Consider the following 16,760-nt stretch of genomic DNA (forward strand, 5'->3'; position numbering starts at 1 on the left):
GATGACTAGACGCGCGCAACAACCGGGGCAGGGGCGAAGACGGGACGATTCGGCGGACAACGGCTTCGCCGACATCGTCAACGGATTCACCTTCGGCAGCCGGCGCAAGCGCCCCGAGCGCGACGAGGTGGGGGAACCGCCGGAGCAGCACGTCGAGCACCACGACGCACTCGACCACGACGACCGGGAGGCGACGGAGGAACCGGCGGCGCCGACGGCGTCCAGCATCCGCTCCTACACCTGGACCGGCGGGCGGACCAGGTCGAACCACAAGCTGGAGCTGGAAACGCTCGTCTCGACCAGTGAGAACTACCGGCCGGGTACGGCGCTGCGGCTGGAGCACCAGTCGATCGCCGAGCTGTGCCAGCATCCGCGGTCGGTAGCCGAGGTGGGGGCGTTGCTCTCGGTGCCGATCGGGGTGGCGCGGGTGCTGTTGGCCGACATGGCCGAACTGGGGTTGATCACCGTGCACCAGACGGTGAGCGAAAGTGGTAGCGCACCACACATGCTGTTGATGGAAAGGGTTTTGAGTGGACTCCGTCGGCTTTAGCTCGCCCCAGCTCGGCTCCGTGCCACCGCCGCAGGCCGTCAACCGGGCCGGCACCTCGTCAACCTCGGCAAAGATCGTGGTCGCGGGTGGTTTCGGAGTCGGCAAGACCACCTTCGTCGGCTCGGTGTCGGAGATAGTGCCGCTGACCACAGAGGCGGTCATGACAGAGGCCAGCCGCGGCGTGGACGACCTCGGCGCGACGCCGAACAAGACCACGACCACGGTCGCGATGGACTTCGGCCGTATCTCGCTGGCCTCTGACCTGATCCTCTACCTGTTCGGCACGCCGGGCCAGCAGCGGTTCTGGTTCATGTGGGACGACCTGGTTCGGGGTGCCATCGGCGCGGTCGTGCTGGTGGACACCCGGCGGCTGGCGGACTCGTTCTCGGCGGTGGACTTCTTCGAGGACCGCGGGCTGCCGTACCTGGTGGGCGTGAACTGCTTCGACGGCCAGATGCTGCACTCCATCGAGCAGGTGCGGGAGGCGATGGCGATCGGCCCGGAGGTGCCGATCGGGCCGTGCGACGCCCGGGACCGGGAGTCGACGAAGCGCACCTTGATCGCGCTGGTGGAGCACGCGATGCGGCACTGGAGCACCCGCCTGCCCAGCTGATCGACCGAACGGAGGGGGCGCCCTGCACCGAGCAGCTCGGTGCAGGGCCCCCCCTCCGCGTTGGATCAGGGTTTGCGGGCGACACCGCCGAGGAGGTTGTACTCGCCGTCCGCCGGCGGCTGCAGCAGCGGGCCGTCCGGCCACCAGTCGAACAGGTACGTCAGGCCCGGCTCGACGAACTCGGTGCCGCAGAACAGCTCGGTGATCTGCGACCGGGTGCGGTAGTAGCAGGTGCCCATCATCGAGTTGAACTTCTGCTGCGACTCCTCGGCCAGCTTCGCCCGTCGGCTGCCGTCCGCCGGGTTGTGCAGGTGCGAGATCGCGATGTACGAGCCGGGGGCGAGCGCCTCCACGTACTCCTGCATGATCCCGACCGGGTCCTCGTCGTCGGTGACGTGGTGCAGGGTGTTGCACTGGATCAGCGCGACCGGACGGGTCAGGTCGAGGTTCCTGGTGACAATCGGGTCCTGCAGGATCTCCGCGGGGTTGCGCAGGTCGCCGACCACGAAGTGGGTGTACTCGTTCTCCTCCAGCAGCGCCCGGCCGTGCGCGGCCACCGACGGGTCGTTGTCGACGTAGACGACGTTCGCCTCGTGGTTGACCCGCTGCGCGGCCTGGTGGGTGTTCTCCGCGGTGGGCAGCCCGGAACCCAGGTCGAGGAACTGGTCGATGCCCGCGTGCCCGGCGAGGAACCGCACCACGCGGATCAGCCACGCCCGGCACTGCCGGCCGACGTGGATCGCCTCCGGGGCGATCTGCTGGATCTGCCGGAGGACCTCCCGGTCAACCTCGAAGTTGTCCTTGCCACCGACGAAGGCGTCGTACACGCGCGCGATGCTGGGCTTGGTGGTGTCGATCTGCGGCTTCTGAACTGCTGACATGACAATCCGCTCGGTCCCGGGGTGCATGAGATCAACTGCAGGGTATTCGCGGAAACGCCGCGGGTAAACAGCTGTGGGGCAGCGGGAGTTGTCGCCTGGACCTCGTTGCGGTCGGCATCCGGTTCGGCGAACGCCGGCAGCGTCGTCGCGGCTGATCGGGTGCTGCGCGGAGGAGGCCGGGTGGCAGACTTGCGGCGATGAGCGGAACGGTACTGGTCCTCGGGGGTCGCAGCGAGATCGGCGGGGCCGTGGCGGAGCGGCTGGTCACGCGCGGGCACGGCACGGTGGTGCTGGCCGCGCGGCGGTCGGCGGATCTGGACGCTGAAGAAGCCGCGCTCCGGCAGGCCGGCGCCAGCGAGGTGGTGCGCGTCGAGTTCGACGCCGCCGACGTGGCAGCGCACGCCGAACTGCTTCGCGGGGTGTTCGAGCAGCACGGGCCGATCGACGTCGCCGTCACCGCCTTCGGCGTGCTCGGCGATCAGCAGCGCGCCGAGGTCGACGCCGCGCATGCCATCGACGTGGTGCATATCGACTACGTCGCCCACATCAGCGTTCTGACCCACCTGGCGAACCTGCTGCGGGAGCAGGGCAGCGGGCGGATCGTGGTGTTCTCGTCCGTCGCCGGGGTGCGGGTGCGGCGTGCCAACTACGTGTACGGCTCGGCCAAGGCGGGCCTCGACGGGTTCGCCAGCGGCCTGTCCGACGCGTTGGCGGGATCCGGGGTGAGGCTGCTAATCGTGCGCCCCGGGTTCGTCATCGGTCGCATGACGAGGGGCATGAGCCCGGCGCCGTGGTCGAGCACGCCGGACCAGGTGGCGGATGCGACGGTCGCCGCGCTGCGGCGCGGCCGTCGCGTGGTGTGGGTGCCGCCGATCCTGCGCTGGGTGTTCGCGGTGCTGCGCCTGGTCCCCCAACCCATCTGGCGCCGCATGCCCCGCTGACCACGCATTGTGGGTCCAGGCAGGCGCGGGTGCCGCATCGGTTGGCCTCCCGAGGCCCCCGCGCGGCGCTGCACGCCGCCGTCAGCACGGCGCGCAGCGTCCGCGCCGCGGGCGTCCCGCTCGGTCCAGGGCTACGTTGGTGGCCGCCGTCGGGGTTCCGGTGGCTTCCAGTGCCCGCCGCTGGGCCCGGTCGGGCGCTCGACGCCCGCGCCGAGGTAGGTGCGGAACCAGTCGGCCGCCAGCGACGTGACCTTCTCCAACGCGCCGGGTTCCTCGAACAGGTGACCGGCGTGCGGCACGATCTCGATCTTGATGTCGGTCAGCGGCAGTGCGGTGAGCAGCTCGGCTGCCTGCCGGTTGAGGTTGAGCACCTCGCGGTCGTCGCCGCCCACGATGAGCAGCGTCGGCGCCTGCACCGAGGCCAGCGCCTCGCCGCCGAGGTCGGGACGGCCGCCTCGGGAGACGACCGCGGCGACCCGATCGGGCCGGCGCACCGCGGCCTTCAGCGCGGCCGCGGCACCGGTGCTGGCACCGAACAGGCCGATCGGCATGCCCCGGGTGGGCTCCCACCTGTCCAGCTCGTCGATCGCGGGCACCAGCCGCTCGGCGAGCAGTTCGATGTTGAAGCGCAGTTCGTGGGTGCGCTGGTCGCGCTTGGCCTCCTCCGGGGTGAGCAGGTCCAGCAGCAGGGTGCCGAACCCGGCGCCCTGCAGGGACTCGGCGACGGCGCGGTTGCGGGGGCTGTGGCGCGAGCTGCCCGAACCATGCGCGAACAGCACCACCGCCTTGGCTGGCGGTGGCACGACGAGATCCCCTTCGAGTTCTCCTTCGGGGATGCGGACGGTCACCGGCTCGGTCGCGAGTTGAACCATCTGAGCCTCCTTGGGGTGCGTGCTCCGGCCACCCCGACGTCGGCGGGGCGGACGCGCCGGAGCAGGCTCGATCCCACTGTCCCCCTCCGCGCAGCACGCCGCGAGACGACCGTCCGCCGAGGCCGCTGTGTCGCGCACCGATCGCCAGTGGCCCGGCAGCTCGGGATCAAGGTTGGTCGACGACCACCGCGGTCGCGTTGTCGGTGCTGCCGAGGCTTCGGGCGGTCGTCACCAGCGCTGCAGCGGTCTCTCCGGTATGAGCGCCCTCCGCCAGCAGGGTCTTCAGGTGCGGTAGTGGGACGCTCTTGTGCACTCCGTCGCTGGTGAGCAGCAGCCTGCCCGGCCCGGCGCCGATCCGAGCCCGGCCGATGTCGGTGGGCCTGGCGGTGCGGACCGAGTCGGTCACGATGTGCTCCGTTCCCGCTGGCGGTACCACACCGTGACCACGCCAGAACTCGGCGAGCGTGTGGTCCACGGTGGCCTGGTGCAGGACCCGGCCGTTCCACCAGTACGCGCGGCAGTCGCCGACCCAGGCGATCTCGCCGTGCTGCCCCGGGCGGTCGGCGGGCGGCAGCACGGCGACGACGAGCACGCAGTTCGCCTCGGCCTGCGCGAAGTGCGCGCGCAGTTCCTTCTGGGCTCGGCGCAGTCCGCACAGCGCGCCGGTCCGCACCGCCTCCCGGGCGGTCGTCGTGGCCGCCAGCCGCGCGGCGCGGGCCGCGAGCAGGTGGTCGCCGATGCCGTCGGCGACGACGAACGCGCTGCGTCCGGTCGTGGCATCGGTGTGGGTTGCCACCGCGTCGGCGTTGATGTCGCGTGGTCCCCGGTCGCTGGCCGCGTGGGAGCGCGCGTGCGCGGTCAACGCCAGGTGCGGAGTGGTCAGCATGGCCGGGCCTCCTTACAGGGGTGGGCCGGCCCCCCGACGGCCGGCCGCTCACCTGGACAACGAAGGCACGGGCCCCAGAACTCCAAGAGAACCCTGTGAAAACGGGCCCGGTTCAGCGCGCCGTGTTGCCGAGGGTCGCCGTCAGGCGGTTGGTCCAGCTGAACAGCGCTGCCACGGCGAGCAGATCGCGCACCTCGTCGGCGCCGAGGCCGACCGCCGCCAGGCGCGCCAGGTGCCCGGCGGTCAGCGCCGCGGGGGTGGTCGCCAGCGCTCCGGCGGCGTCGATGATCGCGCGGTGCCGCGAGTCCGCGACCGCGGCCGGACCGGCCTCGGCCAGCGCCACCGAGGTGATCCGGTCCTGCGCCAACTGGGCGTGGCGACGGCCGTGCCGCGCGGCGGCGTAGCGGCACCCGGTCACCAGCGACGTCGCCAGCGCGACCAGCTCCCGGTCAGCGCGCGACAGGTGGCCCGGGCTCATCAGCACCGCGTTGTAGAGCGCGGTCTGCCGCTCCAGCACGTCCGGGTCGTGCCGCAGGGCCAGGTTGGCCGGGTTCTTCTCGTCGGAGCCCGCCGGATCGGCCACCGGCTCCACCCGCGGGATCCACCGCAACACCGGGAATGCCTCAGCCGGGCTGGGCAACGCCCCGCCGTCCGCGGTGGCACCGGCCTCGATGGTGGTCACCGGCTCGACGGGCGCCGATTCACCGCCAGCCGCCAGTAGTTCCAGACCGCGCAGCAACCGGACGCGGTAACTCGCGTACCCCACGACCTGAGAGGCGGCCACCACCTGCGCGGCGGTCAACCCCTGCGCCAGCAGGGACGCGATGTCGTCGGCCACCACGTCGGCCGGGTCGAGCGCGACATGCTCGCAGTGCGCCAGCAGCGCCTGCGTCGGCTCGGGCAGCTCGGACCAGCGCTCCACGCTGCGCACGACGCCGGCTGCTCCCGTGCCAGCCACGGAATCCAGCAGGTCGGCCACTTCCTCGGCATACCCCTGATGTTCGTTGACCACCGCCACGCGTAACGCGATGCGCGCCCGGTCGGCCCGGTCCAGCACGGCTTCGTCAGCGGGCCGCAACACGGCCGCCTCGACGTTCGCGGTGGCGTCCCGCACGTCCGCCCGGAGGGCGGCCAGGGCCGCATCGGTCCGGTCACTGCTGGCGATCGTCATGAACCATCCTCGTCGCAGTCGGAACGGTTGGCCCCTCACACGATAGTTTTGCGCCGCACCGGCCTGCGGTCAGGTGCGCAAACGCCGCACGCGACAAGGACTTTCCCGGCCGGCAACCTCCGGGTGACACCCGCGTGCGACACGCCGGGGCCTGTGGACAACGGGAGGATTCCCAAGAGAATCCCGGTGTCGGTTTCCCCAGAGTGCGGCAGCGGCACCAGGAGACGCCGCTCTCGTCCGTGACCAGGAGGAACCATGCCCGAAACCGTCCCGCTGGTGATCGACACGGACACGGCCCAGGACGACTGCATCGCCCTCCTAGCCGGCCTCCTCGACCCGGCGGCGGACCTGCGGGCGATCACGATGGTCGCGGGCAACGTCGACTTCACCCAACAGGTCCGCAATGCCTTCCTGACTCTCAACGTCGCGGGGCGCCTCGGCGAGATCCCGATCCACCTCGGCTGCACCCGCCCGATGGTCCGGCCGTGGGAGAGCGCGGAAAACGTCCACGGCGACGGAGTCGGCGGCCTGACGATGGACATGACGGGCTGCGACCCCAACCCGGAACACGCGGTGGACGCCCTGATCCGCCTGGCGGCGGAAAACCCGGGCGAGCTGAACGTCGTGGCGATCGGCCCCCTGACCAACATCGCCACCGCGGCCCTCAAGGACCCGATTTTCGCCCGAAACGTCCGAACTCTCCACGTGATGGGCGGCTCCAACAACGCCCGAGGCAACATCACGGCGGCGGCGGAGTTCAACTTCTACGTGGACCCGGAAGCAGCACAAGCGGTCTTCGCAGCAGGTTTCACCATCACCGTGATCCCCTGGGCACCGCTCACGCTGAACCAAGCGGTCTTCCCCCAGGAAGCCCTCGACGAGATCGCAGCTCTGGCCACGCTTCTGTCGGGTTTCTTCACCCGAGTCTGCGCAGCAACCCTCGAGTTCGACCGAAGCGTGGGAATCAACGGAACAACCCACCCAGACTCCCTGGCGGTGGCAACCCTCCTCCACCCAGACCTGATCACCAGCAGCGCCCCCTACCACGTGGACGTCGAAAGGGCCGGCACCCTGACCCGCGGCTACGCAGCAATGTCCTGGGGCGTCCACGGCCTAACCCCCAACGCCACAGTGGTCGAGGAGATCGACGCGGAAGGCTTCTACGACTACATCAAGACCCTCCTCGCCACCCCCACCACCCCACCGCGCGAGATGAGGTGAAGTCGCGCGGCCCAAGTCGTCCGGGTCGGATCAAGCATTGAGCCTCCCCTTTTCAGTGTCACTCGATAGGGTGATCGCTGGGGTGATGCCTGCGATGGCACGTGACGGTTCGGTGCAGTGGGATCTGGACGTTGACACGGTGCTGAAGCGCCAGGAAGTACACGACCGTTTCGGCGGATCACGACGAGGCGGGATCGCGTCCGCGCCGAAAGCGGACAGTGTGCTGCTCTTCGCGACGTCGTCCGGCAAGCACTACGGCTACGAAGACGGCTGGCAGGACGACGGTTACTACCACTACACCGGAGATGGCCAAGTCGGGGACCAGCAGTTCGTGCGCGGGAACAAGATCGTGCTCGAGACGAGCCGCCCGCTGCGGCTTTTCGAGGGGGTGCGCAAGGGCGTCGTTCGGTACGTCGGCGAGTTCATGCTCGATCAGGCAGACCCCTACTACAGGGCTGATGCACCTGACAAATTCGGCAACATCCGCAGTGTCATCGTGTTCCGGCTCAAGAGGTCGGGAAGTGCACAGCCCAACTCCCAGGTGCCATCCGGTGGCCAACCCCAAGAGACCGTGATTCCCGTTCAATCCCGACACGTGGACACATACGTCTTTAAGGCACCAGAAGCCGATGCCGTCGCGGACCGGCTGGAGGCAGCTCTCGTCGAGCGTTACGTGTACTGGCTCCACGAACGAGGCCGCGAGGCGCGCGGGCGTGAAATCAGGTTCCCAGGGCGGTCTACGAGGCTTTACGTCGATCTCGTCGATGAAGGACTGGGCGAACTGGTGGAAGCGAAAGCAGCTGCATCGAGGAACCACGTGCGCCTCGCCCTGGGCCAGCTCCTCGACTACTCGCGTCACGTGAAGCACAAGCAGCTCGCGGTCCTAGTCCCGACACGCCCGGAGGATGACCTGCTGGACTTGCTCGCCGAGCACGGCGTGACGTGCATCTTCGAAAATCCGCAAGGCCAGTTTGAACGCGTCGAAGCCGTCTGACCGCACCTCCGAGGTAGTGATCGATTCGGAGCTGTCCCTTTCGTGGCCTGACGTCCCCGAAAGGCTCAACAGTGCCATCCTCGCCACCACGTCGCGGACACCATGATCGACGTGGTGCGCGTGGGCAATCGTGTGATCAAGCTCGCATTATCGAGGGTGCTCGATCGGTGCGTGACAGTGTGGCGAGCCAGACTGTCGTCATGCAGTCCCTGAACGAGCAAGCCCAACGGCTCATGGAGCGAGCTGTGGCCAACTCAGCTGGCCGCAGCGCGGAAACGATCTACGCCGGTGCCCACCTGCGTCAAACGGTCATCGCGCTGAAAGGAGGTTCGACGCTGGCAGAGCATGACAACCCTGGCGAAGCCACCCTGCTGGTGCTTCGTGGGCAGGTCCGGCTACGCAGCGGAACGACGTCAACTCACGGGGCGACCGGTGACCTCCTCGTCATCCCGCAGGCCCGTCACAGCCTCGAAGCGGTGGAGGACGCCGCAGTGCTGCTCACGGTCGTGCCGCGCTGATTCACGACATCAGGGAGCTGATCCCGAGGGCGATCAGCAGGCAAACCTTGATGACTTCCAGCCCAACGTAGCTGAGGTGCTCGCGGGATCGCGGCAGCTGCTCGCCGCCGAGGATGCGATCGGACCGGCGGTTGAGCCGCGGCCGAACCACGCCGAGCTGTGCGGCGAGCAGCACCCCGGTCGCGACGCAGAGCCAGGCCACGATGGGCGACGCGCCACCCGCGAACGCGGCGACGACCACGACCAGGAACAGCACCACCTCGACGAGGTTCAACGCCCGGAAGACGAGCCGCCCGATGCCCAGGCCGATGCGGGTGGTCACCTCGGGCGCCCGGAACTTCAGTGGGGCTTCGAGAAAGGAGATCGCGAGCACCATCCCGAGCCAGGTGAAGGTGGCCGCCCCTGCGACGGTTGCTGCGGTCGCGTTCATCGCGCCCTCCTGCAACGGGAAACCGGTACCGACCTGCATCGTAGGAGGCGGGCCCAGGTGCGGCACCATGGTGCCATCGCACGTACGTCAGAGCGGTCCAAACGGAAGCAGCGGCCCGCCTCCTGACTTCAACGGAACTCGCGCCAAACAGCGGGGGTCTCCACCCTGGCAGCAAGAATTCCGCCACGTCACCGACAGGTCGCACGACACACGCGATCGGTGCCAGGCAAGCGACGGCGCCGCCGTAGGCGGTCGAAGCTCACGAGTGAGGCGTCACCAACCCCAGCTTCGGCGGTCCTGCCAGCCGGGATCTTTCCCGGCCACCCCCTGCTCCTGTCCCCGGCGCAGTGGTGATGGTCAGCCCGAACATCATCTTGCCGAGTTCGTCGAGCGGGATGCGGAGTTCGGCGGCGATGTCTGTCGGGAGGATGCCCTGCGACCGCAGGGACCGCAGAATCTTGGTCAACAGTTGTGAATCTTCGCGAACCTGGTCCGCTGCGGTATGATTTCCGCACGCGCTCAGTTGGATGCACGCGACTCGGTGCTGCTCGCTAGTCAGCAACCCGAGCTCGCGAAGCCGCGTGGCGAGCACCATCGCGGACACTCGCCAAAGCCCCTTCCCTTCGAGGATGTGGGCGGTCAAAGCTCCTCTCGACATGTGCGCGAACACGCTGGTGCGCGGCATGAGGAAGGCGCGTGCGAACGCGTCGGCTTCTTCCTCCGCATCGGAGGACGGCAACTCCGCACTGCCCGAGTGGAGTACCAGGTGCCCAAGTTCATGGGCCACGTCGAACCGGCCCTGCACACCTGGTGTTCGCGTGTTCAGAAAGATGAACGGTCGCCCGTCGTGCCAAAGCGAGAACGAGCCGACTCCCGCGTCTTCTGGCGCAAGGGCAAAAACCCGCGCCCCGTGCGCCTCCACCAGGTGAACCATGTTCGAGATCGGCTTGACTTCGATGTGCCAGAGCGCGCGCACCATCTCCGCGGCCAGTTCAGGCTCGGTTCGCTCCAGGTTCGGCACCTGCGGCGCTGCGAGCTCGAAGCGGTTCTCGAGCAACCGGTTGAACTCCATGGCGAGAGTCGCCCAGCCGAGCGCGGCGGCCCTCTCGGCCGCAACCATCTTCCCGGGCGCCCGGAACGACACAGCGCCGACCGCGACCTCGACGGGCTCAGGAAGACTGAAGAAGCCCACGGGATAATCCAGGGCTGCCGAGAGGGCCCCCATGGCTCCGGAGCTTGGCTCCGCCCGCCCACATTCGTAGTCTCCGACACGTCGCGTGGGTAGCCCAGCACGCCCTGCCAGCGCGACTTGGGACAGCCGGCGTCGCTGGCGGGCGAGTGCTAGGCGTCTAGGGCAAAACATGGCTGGCCTATTGTCCACCCAGCCACCGCGCGGCACTCAGGTCCGGTCTCCGCGCGCCTGAACAAAGACGTCGATGTCGTCGGGCTCCTCCGGATGATCCGGCATGACGACGGGACCGAACTCGAGAGGCGGGAAGATGAGGCGTTCACGCCAAGAGGTAATGTAGCTGTCCGGTTCGATGGGGGCCGCCAGCGAGACTTCTCTGCACACCACGAACTTGTCGCCCACCTCGGCCGGATAGGTCACGAGGAACCACACGTCCAATGCCGCGAGGGTCGCCACGTCCAGGTGGCCGCGTCTGCTGCGTTGCGTCAAGTCCAACTCCAGCGTCGGCTCGTCGCCGCCGTCTGCAGTCGCCTCCGCGATCATCGTCCCCTTCGGGTATTTGCTCCGCGGCCCCGACTTGGGCTTGTCTCTTCCTGTGTTTCGGTCGCCCAGCAGTACGCCGAGCGCGATCTGTTTCGTGGGCTCGTACACGAGAGGCACGTTGTACGGATCTGCGTAGTACCAATCAGCGCCGCTGACCACGAGCTCGCGTAGCTTGCCCACCCGGGCGATCCAGTCCTTTAATCCAGGAGCAGAGGGTGGCTCGAAGTCGTTTTTCGACGCCCTGGCCTCCACTCCGGCTCGAATGGCCTTGTCCACGTACTCGAGCTCTAGCCCCAACTCCTGAAGGCGACGTTCAGCATCCGAACCGGTCCGCACAACGTTCCCTGTCATCAAGCCCTCCCCACAGCCGAGAACTACGTTTACCGGAAGTGGATCTCCCTGGAACACCGCCGAACGGGCAGGGGACATGCAGCCCACCAGCGATCAAGGAGAGGGCGATCCGATGAACACCAGACTTGCCTGCGCTCCGCAAGGCACCATCCACGCCTACTACTGCGCGATGGTGATGCTGGGTCGATCACGTTTGCTAGATCACCGCGTACGGCGGTCAGCCAAGTTCGTGCCTCGTCGGTGGGGCTCACGTCCTGTGCTCGCCGTTGGGGACCGCACGTTGTGTTCGCGGACGATCATCGAAGATCCGCCCCGGTCGGTCTGCGAGGTCTACCTGTGGGACCGCCCGTGCCGGTCGTTCCGCGACCCGGATGGCCCGGCGTTTTCCGACTCCGGCCGTCTGCGTGTGTCCACCAACCCCGCGATCGGCTGGGGCGCCCTGAACTACCAGGGCCCGGACGCGAACCTCTCGGACTCCTACAACCCGGACGCCAGCGAACACAGCTTGGTGCTGCCGCTGGACACCGACGGGATCGACTTTCCGCGCTTGGCATCCCTGCCGCTGGACCAGGTGCGCGAAGCTGTCGCCCAGTACTGCCGCACTGGCCTGCGGCCGACGTGCGTTCAGTGGCAGCTCGGCGAGTGGTACTGACCGGAAACAACCACCGCGCCCCCGGCACCCGTCATCGGGTGTTCGGGGTCCGTCGTCGTTGACTGGCGGTGATCCATTCAGGGGGGCGCCCGTGGTGACGAGGTGCCGAGGCAGCACGGTGGATCGCGGCGTGGCGGCCGGACCCATGCCAGTGGCTCGTGGGCCCTTTGGAGCTAGGCGGACTCTCCAAGCCGAGGTGATGGCAGACACCACCTCATGGGCACCACACGATCTCGAGTCTTCCACCCAACCTGACCCATGATCAACTGGTAGCCGCGCCCATCTTCACTAGCCCCCACCAGGCAAGATCACGAAGTTCGGCTGGAGTACTAACCCACTTCGACCATTTCCCTCCAGCTGCCGCTGCTTGGACGGCCAAACCCTCACAGCAGCGCGAGCGGCGGGAGAACGTGGTGACTCACGAATCAGCAAGCGAGAGCCCCGCAGTGCCCAGAATGACTGTCGAAGGCTCACAAGCGAGGTGTCACCAATCCGAGATCCGGCTGTTCTGCCAAAAACTCTGGGCCGTGTCGACCGACAGATCACTTTCAAGGCAGTGAAGCCATTCACGATACGCACCGCTCGACCTTCTGCCCTGGAGCTGAGGCACCATGGTCGACCGGATTGGCCGCTGGAGCACCCTGTGTTGGGCGACTCTCGCCAGTGTTCTTGCGGAGTTCGTGTAGTTTGATCACCTAGGCTAAGGAGCCACGTGTAGATCAGCAACCGGGAACGCGCATGAACGGTAACGGGCAGCGTAGGCGCGACACACCACTACCGAGGGAATTGATGAGCCGGAGTCGGATTGGGACGCTGCCCTCGATTAGGTACCTGACCACGTGAAGGCGGTGCTGGCCAATCTGATTTTCTTGACGGACCGTCTGTTTGGCGAGGGAAGTTACGTGACTAGCACCTTTGCCAACGAGCACCGCTGTCGGCAGTTGGTCACTGGTGTGTTGCGGGCTCTTGAGGATGGAGGGGAGCGGCCCCTCGCGAGCTGTCGGCCTTCCAGCAGCCGGACCTCGTCAAACCGCAGCGTCGACCCAACACGGTCTCGTTGCTTATCGACCATGAACGCATTCCGGATGGAACGCGTTTGCGATATAATCCTACTTCCACGGAGGTGCAGGCGATTGGCGAATGGCTAAATTCGGACCCGCGTCGATCCTTCGCTACTTGGACCAACGACCGTAGGAAGCCGCTTCTGTGGGAGGCAGATAAGGAGCGTTACTCGCCAAGCGGGCTCGTTACGCACATCTGGCGCCAGGCCAACTGGCAGGAAGCTTGGAGTGCTGTCCAGGGTCCGAAGCAGTGGGAAATTCCGGGCGAGGGAACACTGGTGGAGATTGCGGAGCAGCTCTGGCGGCAGGTCTTGATTGAAGAATGAGCCGCAGAGGACAGCTCTCGCGAATCGATCTAGGTTGAGAATGCGTGTCTCTGCTGCAACGGCCCTGACTCGATCGTGGTGTGATCCCTTGTCGGCTCGCCTGTCGCGCTTCCGCGCGGCAGGCGCCGCTGGGGTTCTGCGCCCCCGGCAGGATTCGAACCTGCGACACCCGCTTTAGGAGAGCGGTGCTCTATCCCCTGAGCTACGAGGGCTCGGTCTTCGACCTCTTCGGAGGGTACCCCCTCCTGCTCCGGGGCTCCGCACCTGGTCCCTCGTGATTGTCGGGGCTGGTGGGGCTGCTGTGGTCGCGTATGGTCAGGTGATCGTTACCGTCGGCTTCACTGGGGGTGGGTATGGGCAACGTGAACAGGGGGCCGGTTCAGCAGCTGGCGCAGGTCGGGGCCGTTCACGGCGACGTGCACTTCCACGGGGCCCCAGTGCAGGAGTCCGGGGCCGTGCCTGGGCAGCTGCCCGCTGCGCCCTCCCACTTCGTTGATCGGGACGAGGCGCAGGCGTGCCTGGATGCCGCTTGGGCCTCGCGGCGTGGGGATCGGGCCGTGTGGGTGGTGATCAGCGGGCCGAGCGGGGTGGGGAAGAGTGCGCTCGGCGCGTACTGGTCCTATCGGGTGATCAAGGATTTCGAGCACGGTCAGGTCTACTTCGACTTCGGGCGTCGGCGGCGTGGGCTGGACGAAGCTGTGGAGTGGTGCCTGCGGTCGCTCGGGGTCGGGGGCGAGCGGATCCCGCTGGACCTGGACGACAAGATCGCTCTGCTGCGCAGCGAGGCCCGGGGTCGCCGACTGCTGTTCTTCTTCGACAACGTTGCTGATCTGCGCAAAGTCGCCGAGCTGCTGCCCGCCTCCGGGGACAGTCTGGTGCTCTGCACCAGTCACGACGACGCCGCGGAGCTCGCACCTGACGGGGCCCGGGCGATCCGGCTTCGCGAGTTGGAGCCGGACGACGCCGTCGAGTTCCTGCGCAGCGAGCTGGGCGAGCGCGTCGACACCGAACCCGACGCTGCCCGGGAGCTCGCGGCGCTCTGCGGGAATCTGCCCATTGCGCTGCACGTCGTGGTCGGGCTGTTGAGCAGTCACCCGAAGTGGCGCATCGGGCGTGCGGTTCGGGAGTTGTCGGACCAACATCGGCGGCGGAGTCGGTTGACGAAGGTGTTCTCGGCGCTGGACGTGGCTGTGGGATATCTGGAGCCGGGGCAGCGCGAGCTGTACGTGCTGCTCGGTTGCTTTCCCGGGGCTGCGTTCGGGGCCGGGGCGGTGGCCGCTTTGGCCGGGCTCACCGACGCCGATGCCGAAATCCGTCTCGAGCAGCTGCACAGGACTTGTCTGGTGGAAGAGAACGATCAGGAGCAGTACCGGTTCCACGACCTCGTGCGGGAGCACGCCGTGGAGGCCGCTGGGCGGGAGCTCGATGCTGACACGCGGGACTACGCGTTGCGGGGGTTGGTCGAGTGGTATCGGCGGCAGGGGGCTTACGCCGATCGGAAGGTCACCGAGCCCAGCCGGTTGCGGGTCAGCGATGACGAGGTGACTGGGGAGAATCCGTTCACCCGCGAGGAGGCGTTGGAGTGGCTGGAGCGGGAGCGGACCAACCTGATCGCGATGGTGCGGGTCGCCGCCGAGCACGACTGGCACTCGGCCGTGATCAGTCTGTGCGAGGGGCCGCTGTGGGCGCTGCACAACCAGCACAAGCACTACTCGGAGACGCTGCGCGCCTTCGAGACGGCGGTTGCGTCTGCCAGGGCGGAGCAGAACGGGGTTGCCGAGGCTCGGATGCGGAGTCTGCGGAGCCAGTTGCTCGTCGAGTGCGGCCACGTGGACGAGGCTTTGGACGAGTCTTCGCGGGCCGTGGAGGTTGCTGAGCGTGCCGGGCATCGGCGGGTTCTCGCTTCGGCCCTGGAGTTCCACGGCAAGGCTCTGCATGCGCGGGGCGCATTCGCCGAGGCCATCGGGTTCTTCGAGCGGTCGCGGCGGCTCAACGAGGAGTTGGGGCGGCCTCGTGGCGTGGCGTTGCAGGAGTACCTGATCGGGAAGGCGCTGTGCGGCGCCGGTCGTTACGGCGAGGCGTTGGCGGTGTTGGAGGCCGCGTTGGAGGGGATCGCCCAGTTCCCCGAGGACACGCGGACTCCGGCGCGCATTCGGGTTGCTGCTGCGCGGGCGCATCAGGGGCTCGGGCAGCACGAGGTGGCCATCGAGCTGTTGGAGGCCGCCATCTCGGCCACTCGGGAGCGGCAGGCTTCCTTCGACCTCGCCGAACCATTGGTGCTGCTCGCCGACGCCCTGGCGGCCTGCGGGCGGGACGGATCGCGGGAGTGTCTGGAAGAGGCGTTGGCCATCTACGAACAGGCGCACAGCCCCAAGGCCGACGACGTGCGGCACAAGCTCACGGAGTGAACGGGTCCACCGGCTCCGGGTGGGCTGGCCACGGCGGTTCCGGCAGCTCCAAGCGTTGGTAGATCAGTGTGCGGAGGCGCTGGTAGGGGCGGTCCTGGAAGGTCAGCTCCGCCAGTTGGCGGTGACCCGGCACCGGCCTCGCCGCGTCGATCTGCGCCCGCAGGTCGCCCGGTTGCAGGCGGCGGGCGCGTTCTCCCAGCAGCTCCATCGGGGAGCCCGGGACCACCTCGTCGTGGCCGAACGCGCCGAGCAGCAGGGGTTTTCCAAGAGCCGCCGCGTAGAGCGCCAGGGAGCCGTGGTCGGACACCACCACGTCCGCCGCGATCAGGGCGGCCTGCCACTTGCGTAGTCGCGGCACGAGGATCAGGCCGCCGCGGCGTGCCGAGCGCGTCCACGAGTCGATCTGTAGGCCGTCGTACTTGTTCCAGATGTTCGGGTGGAGGACCAGGGCCACCTGGTAGTCCGCGGGCAGCGTGGCGACCAGCTCCCTCGCCAGGTCACCGCGGCGGCCGAACAACGAGTCCCGGCCCCAGGTCGAGGCCAGCAGCACCAGGGTGCGGCGGCCCGTGCCGAGGGACTCGCGGTACTGCTCGCGCATCGGCAGGCTGACCTGCAGGCGGGCGAAGCACGGGTCACCGATCAACGCCGCGCGCGGCACCGCTTCCGGGCAGTTGCGGCGGAGTTCGGCCAGTTGGTCGGAGTGGGACAGACCGACGACCGCCGGGACGACTCGACCCTCGTGCATCAGTTGGTCGCGGGAGAGGCCCGAAACCTCCTGGGCGACACCTGTTTCCGTGGCCCGGAGCTTGTGGTGGCCGGCGCCGTGCGGCAGCGTCACGACCGGGACCTCCAGCTCGTGCAGCGGGCCGTTGCTGCTCGGGGAGATCGCGAGGTCGAAGTCCTTGCCGGTCGCCTCGTCCCAGGTGACGACCTGGGCCTGGCAGCGGTGCAGTTCGTCGGCGAGGTTCCTCGCGAACGCCGACCCCTCCGCCACCGCGAAGCGGGTCTCCACCCGCATGTCGTCGGCCAGCACCGGCAGCACGTCCAACAGGCGGTCCAGCGCCGTCAGCGTGCGGACCACCCCGAGCACCCGCCGCTCGACCGGAACCGTGTCCCACCTGCCCGCGCGGCCAGCCTCAGGTTTCCCGGCTCT

16 protein-coding genes, 1 tRNA gene and 1 pseudogene are annotated in these 16,760 nt (G+C 68.1%); 8 read left to right on the forward strand and 10 right to left on the reverse strand.

Features of this window, described 5'->3' with window-relative positions:
- Nucleotide 1 precedes the first annotated feature (1 nt).
- Together IEY17_RS01150 and IEY17_RS01155 are read left to right on the forward strand one after the other, a co-directional pair.
- A complete protein-coding gene (locus tag IEY17_RS01150; protein ID WP_188984454.1) occupies nucleotides 2–550 on the forward strand; it encodes a DUF742 domain-containing protein in 549 nt (182 codons plus the stop codon).
- Nucleotides 531–1,163, forward strand: a complete 633-nt coding sequence (locus tag IEY17_RS01155; RefSeq protein ID WP_373289826.1) for a GTP-binding protein — start codon at nucleotides 531–533, stop codon at nucleotides 1,161–1,163. Before IEY17_RS01150 ends, IEY17_RS01155 begins: the two co-directional genes overlap by 20 nt.
- A 65-nt stretch (nucleotides 1,164–1,228) precedes the next feature.
- On the opposite strand, the gene IEY17_RS01160 is transcribed toward IEY17_RS01155, so the two are convergent.
- Nucleotides 1,229–2,044 (reverse strand): SAM-dependent methyltransferase, encoded by an 816-nt coding sequence (locus tag IEY17_RS01160; protein WP_188984459.1) that lies wholly within the window; start codon nucleotides 2,042–2,044, stop codon nucleotides 1,229–1,231.
- Nucleotides 2,045–2,241: 197 nt separating this feature from the next.
- Here IEY17_RS01160 and dprE2 point away from each other — a divergent pair, with 197 nt between their 5' ends.
- Entirely contained in the window at nucleotides 2,242–2,985 is a 744-nt protein-coding gene (dprE2, locus tag IEY17_RS01165; protein WP_188984461.1) for a decaprenylphospho-beta-D-erythro-pentofuranosid-2-ulose 2-reductase, read from the forward strand.
- 131 nt (nucleotides 2,986–3,116) lie between these two features.
- On the opposite strand, the gene IEY17_RS01170 is transcribed toward dprE2, so the two are convergent.
- The 3 genes from IEY17_RS01170 to IEY17_RS01180 all read right to left on the reverse strand — a co-directional run bounded on the left by IEY17_RS01170 (nucleotide 3,117) and on the right by IEY17_RS01180 (nucleotide 5,914).
- A complete protein-coding gene (locus IEY17_RS01170; protein ID WP_188984463.1) occupies nucleotides 3,117–3,857 on the reverse strand; it encodes a dienelactone hydrolase family protein in 741 nt (246 codons plus the stop codon).
- Between the two features lie 166 nt (nucleotides 3,858–4,023).
- On the reverse strand, nucleotides 4,024–4,743 hold the full coding sequence (locus IEY17_RS01175; RefSeq protein ID WP_188984465.1) for a PP2C family protein-serine/threonine phosphatase: 720 nt from the start codon (nucleotides 4,741–4,743) through the stop codon (nucleotides 4,024–4,026).
- Nucleotides 4,744–4,855: 112 nt separating this feature from the next.
- Nucleotides 4,856–5,914 (reverse strand): peroxidase-related enzyme, encoded by a 1,059-nt coding sequence (locus tag IEY17_RS01180; RefSeq protein WP_188984467.1) that lies wholly within the window; start codon nucleotides 5,912–5,914, stop codon nucleotides 4,856–4,858.
- Between the two features lie 255 nt (nucleotides 5,915–6,169).
- On the opposite strand from IEY17_RS01180, the gene IEY17_RS01185 reads away from it, so the two are divergent.
- From IEY17_RS01185 to IEY17_RS01195, 3 genes are all read left to right on the forward strand, one after another.
- Nucleotides 6,170–7,135, forward strand: coding sequence for a nucleoside hydrolase (locus IEY17_RS01185; RefSeq protein WP_188984469.1), 966 nt, complete (start codon nucleotides 6,170–6,172; stop codon nucleotides 7,133–7,135).
- 94 nt (nucleotides 7,136–7,229) lie between these two features.
- Complete coding sequence (locus tag IEY17_RS01190) at nucleotides 7,230–8,129, forward strand: SRA domain-containing endonuclease (RefSeq protein WP_188984471.1); 900 nt, start codon at nucleotides 7,230–7,232, stop codon at nucleotides 8,127–8,129.
- Between the two features lie 200 nt (nucleotides 8,130–8,329).
- Nucleotides 8,330–8,647 (forward strand): cupin domain-containing protein, encoded by a 318-nt coding sequence (locus IEY17_RS01195; protein WP_188984473.1) that lies wholly within the window; start codon nucleotides 8,330–8,332, stop codon nucleotides 8,645–8,647.
- A 1-nt stretch (nucleotide 8,648) separates the two neighbouring features.
- Here the strand turns inward: IEY17_RS01195 and IEY17_RS01200 are convergent, their stop codons facing one another.
- The 4 genes and pseudogenes from IEY17_RS01200 to IEY17_RS01210 form a co-directional block, all read right to left on the reverse strand.
- On the reverse strand, nucleotides 8,649–9,077 hold the full coding sequence (locus IEY17_RS01200; protein WP_188984475.1) for a hypothetical protein: 429 nt from the start codon (nucleotides 9,075–9,077) through the stop codon (nucleotides 8,649–8,651).
- Nucleotides 9,078–9,336: 259 nt separating this feature from the next.
- Nucleotides 9,337–10,269, reverse strand: a complete 933-nt coding sequence (locus IEY17_RS01205) for an ImmA/IrrE family metallo-endopeptidase (RefSeq protein ID WP_229679737.1) — start codon at nucleotides 10,267–10,269, stop codon at nucleotides 9,337–9,339.
- A 3-nt stretch (nucleotides 10,270–10,272) separates the two neighbouring features.
- Nucleotides 10,273–10,440 (reverse strand): annotated as a pseudogene (locus IEY17_RS25990) (helix-turn-helix domain-containing protein); the annotation flags it as partial.
- A gap of 36 nt (nucleotides 10,441–10,476) precedes the next feature.
- Nucleotides 10,477–11,160 (reverse strand): hypothetical protein, encoded by a 684-nt coding sequence (locus IEY17_RS01210; protein ID WP_188984479.1) that lies wholly within the window; start codon nucleotides 11,158–11,160, stop codon nucleotides 10,477–10,479.
- 280 nt (nucleotides 11,161–11,440) lie between these two features.
- Between IEY17_RS01210 and IEY17_RS01215 the strand changes: the two genes are divergently transcribed.
- Complete coding sequence (locus IEY17_RS01215) at nucleotides 11,441–11,812, forward strand: Imm1 family immunity protein (protein ID WP_229679738.1); 372 nt, start codon at nucleotides 11,441–11,443, stop codon at nucleotides 11,810–11,812.
- 1,526 nt (nucleotides 11,813–13,338) lie between these two features.
- Here the strand turns inward: IEY17_RS01215 and IEY17_RS01220 are convergent.
- Nucleotides 13,339–13,411 (reverse strand) — tRNA-Arg (locus IEY17_RS01220).
- A gap of 345 nt (nucleotides 13,412–13,756) precedes the next feature.
- Here IEY17_RS01220 and IEY17_RS01225 point away from each other — a divergent pair.
- The gene (locus tag IEY17_RS01225; protein WP_188984481.1) at nucleotides 13,757–15,607 is read left to right on the forward strand and encodes a tetratricopeptide repeat protein; all 1,851 of its coding nucleotides are present in this window, start codon (nucleotides 13,757–13,759) and stop codon (nucleotides 15,605–15,607) included.
- Here IEY17_RS01225 and IEY17_RS01230 read toward each other — a convergent pair.
- Nucleotides 15,597–16,760: hypothetical protein (locus IEY17_RS01230; protein ID WP_229679739.1), on the reverse strand; the 1,164-nt coding region annotated here is incomplete at its 5' end. The two genes, IEY17_RS01225 and IEY17_RS01230, sit on opposite strands and share 11 nt — an antisense overlap.

It is taken from the genome of Saccharopolyspora thermophila (assembly GCF_014646075.1).
GTDB lineage: Bacteria > Actinomycetota > Actinomycetes > Mycobacteriales > Pseudonocardiaceae > Saccharopolyspora > Saccharopolyspora thermophila.

Bases quoted from the DNA above. Each gene is read 5' to 3' on its own strand.
- dprE2 (WP_188984461.1), top strand. From the start codon at position 2,242: ATGAGCGGAACGGTACTGGTCCTCGGGGGTCGCAGCGAGATCGGCGGG.
- IEY17_RS01170 (WP_188984463.1), bottom strand. From the start codon at position 3,857: ATGGTTCAACTCGCGACCGAGCCGGTGACCGTCCGCATCCCCGAAGGA.
- IEY17_RS01190 (WP_188984471.1), top strand. From the start codon at position 7,230: ATGGCACGTGACGGTTCGGTGCAGTGGGATCTGGACGTTGACACGGTG.
- IEY17_RS01160 (WP_188984459.1), bottom strand. From the start codon at position 2,044: ATGTCAGCAGTTCAGAAGCCGCAGATCGACACCACCAAGCCCAGCATC.
- IEY17_RS01210 (WP_188984479.1), bottom strand. From the start codon at position 11,160: ATGACAGGGAACGTTGTGCGGACCGGTTCGGATGCTGAACGTCGCCTT.
- IEY17_RS01175 (WP_188984465.1), bottom strand. From the start codon at position 4,743: ATGCTGACCACTCCGCACCTGGCGTTGACCGCGCACGCGCGCTCCCAC.
- IEY17_RS01195 (WP_188984473.1), top strand. From the start codon at position 8,330: ATGCAGTCCCTGAACGAGCAAGCCCAACGGCTCATGGAGCGAGCTGTG.
- IEY17_RS01180 (WP_188984467.1), bottom strand. From the start codon at position 5,914: ATGACGATCGCCAGCAGTGACCGGACCGATGCGGCCCTGGCCGCCCTC.
- IEY17_RS01185 (WP_188984469.1), top strand. From the start codon at position 6,170: ATGCCCGAAACCGTCCCGCTGGTGATCGACACGGACACGGCCCAGGAC.
- IEY17_RS01150 (WP_188984454.1), top strand. From the start codon at position 2: ATGACTAGACGCGCGCAACAACCGGGGCAGGGGCGAAGACGGGACGAT.
- IEY17_RS01200 (WP_188984475.1), bottom strand. From the start codon at position 9,077: ATGAACGCGACCGCAGCAACCGTCGCAGGGGCGGCCACCTTCACCTGG.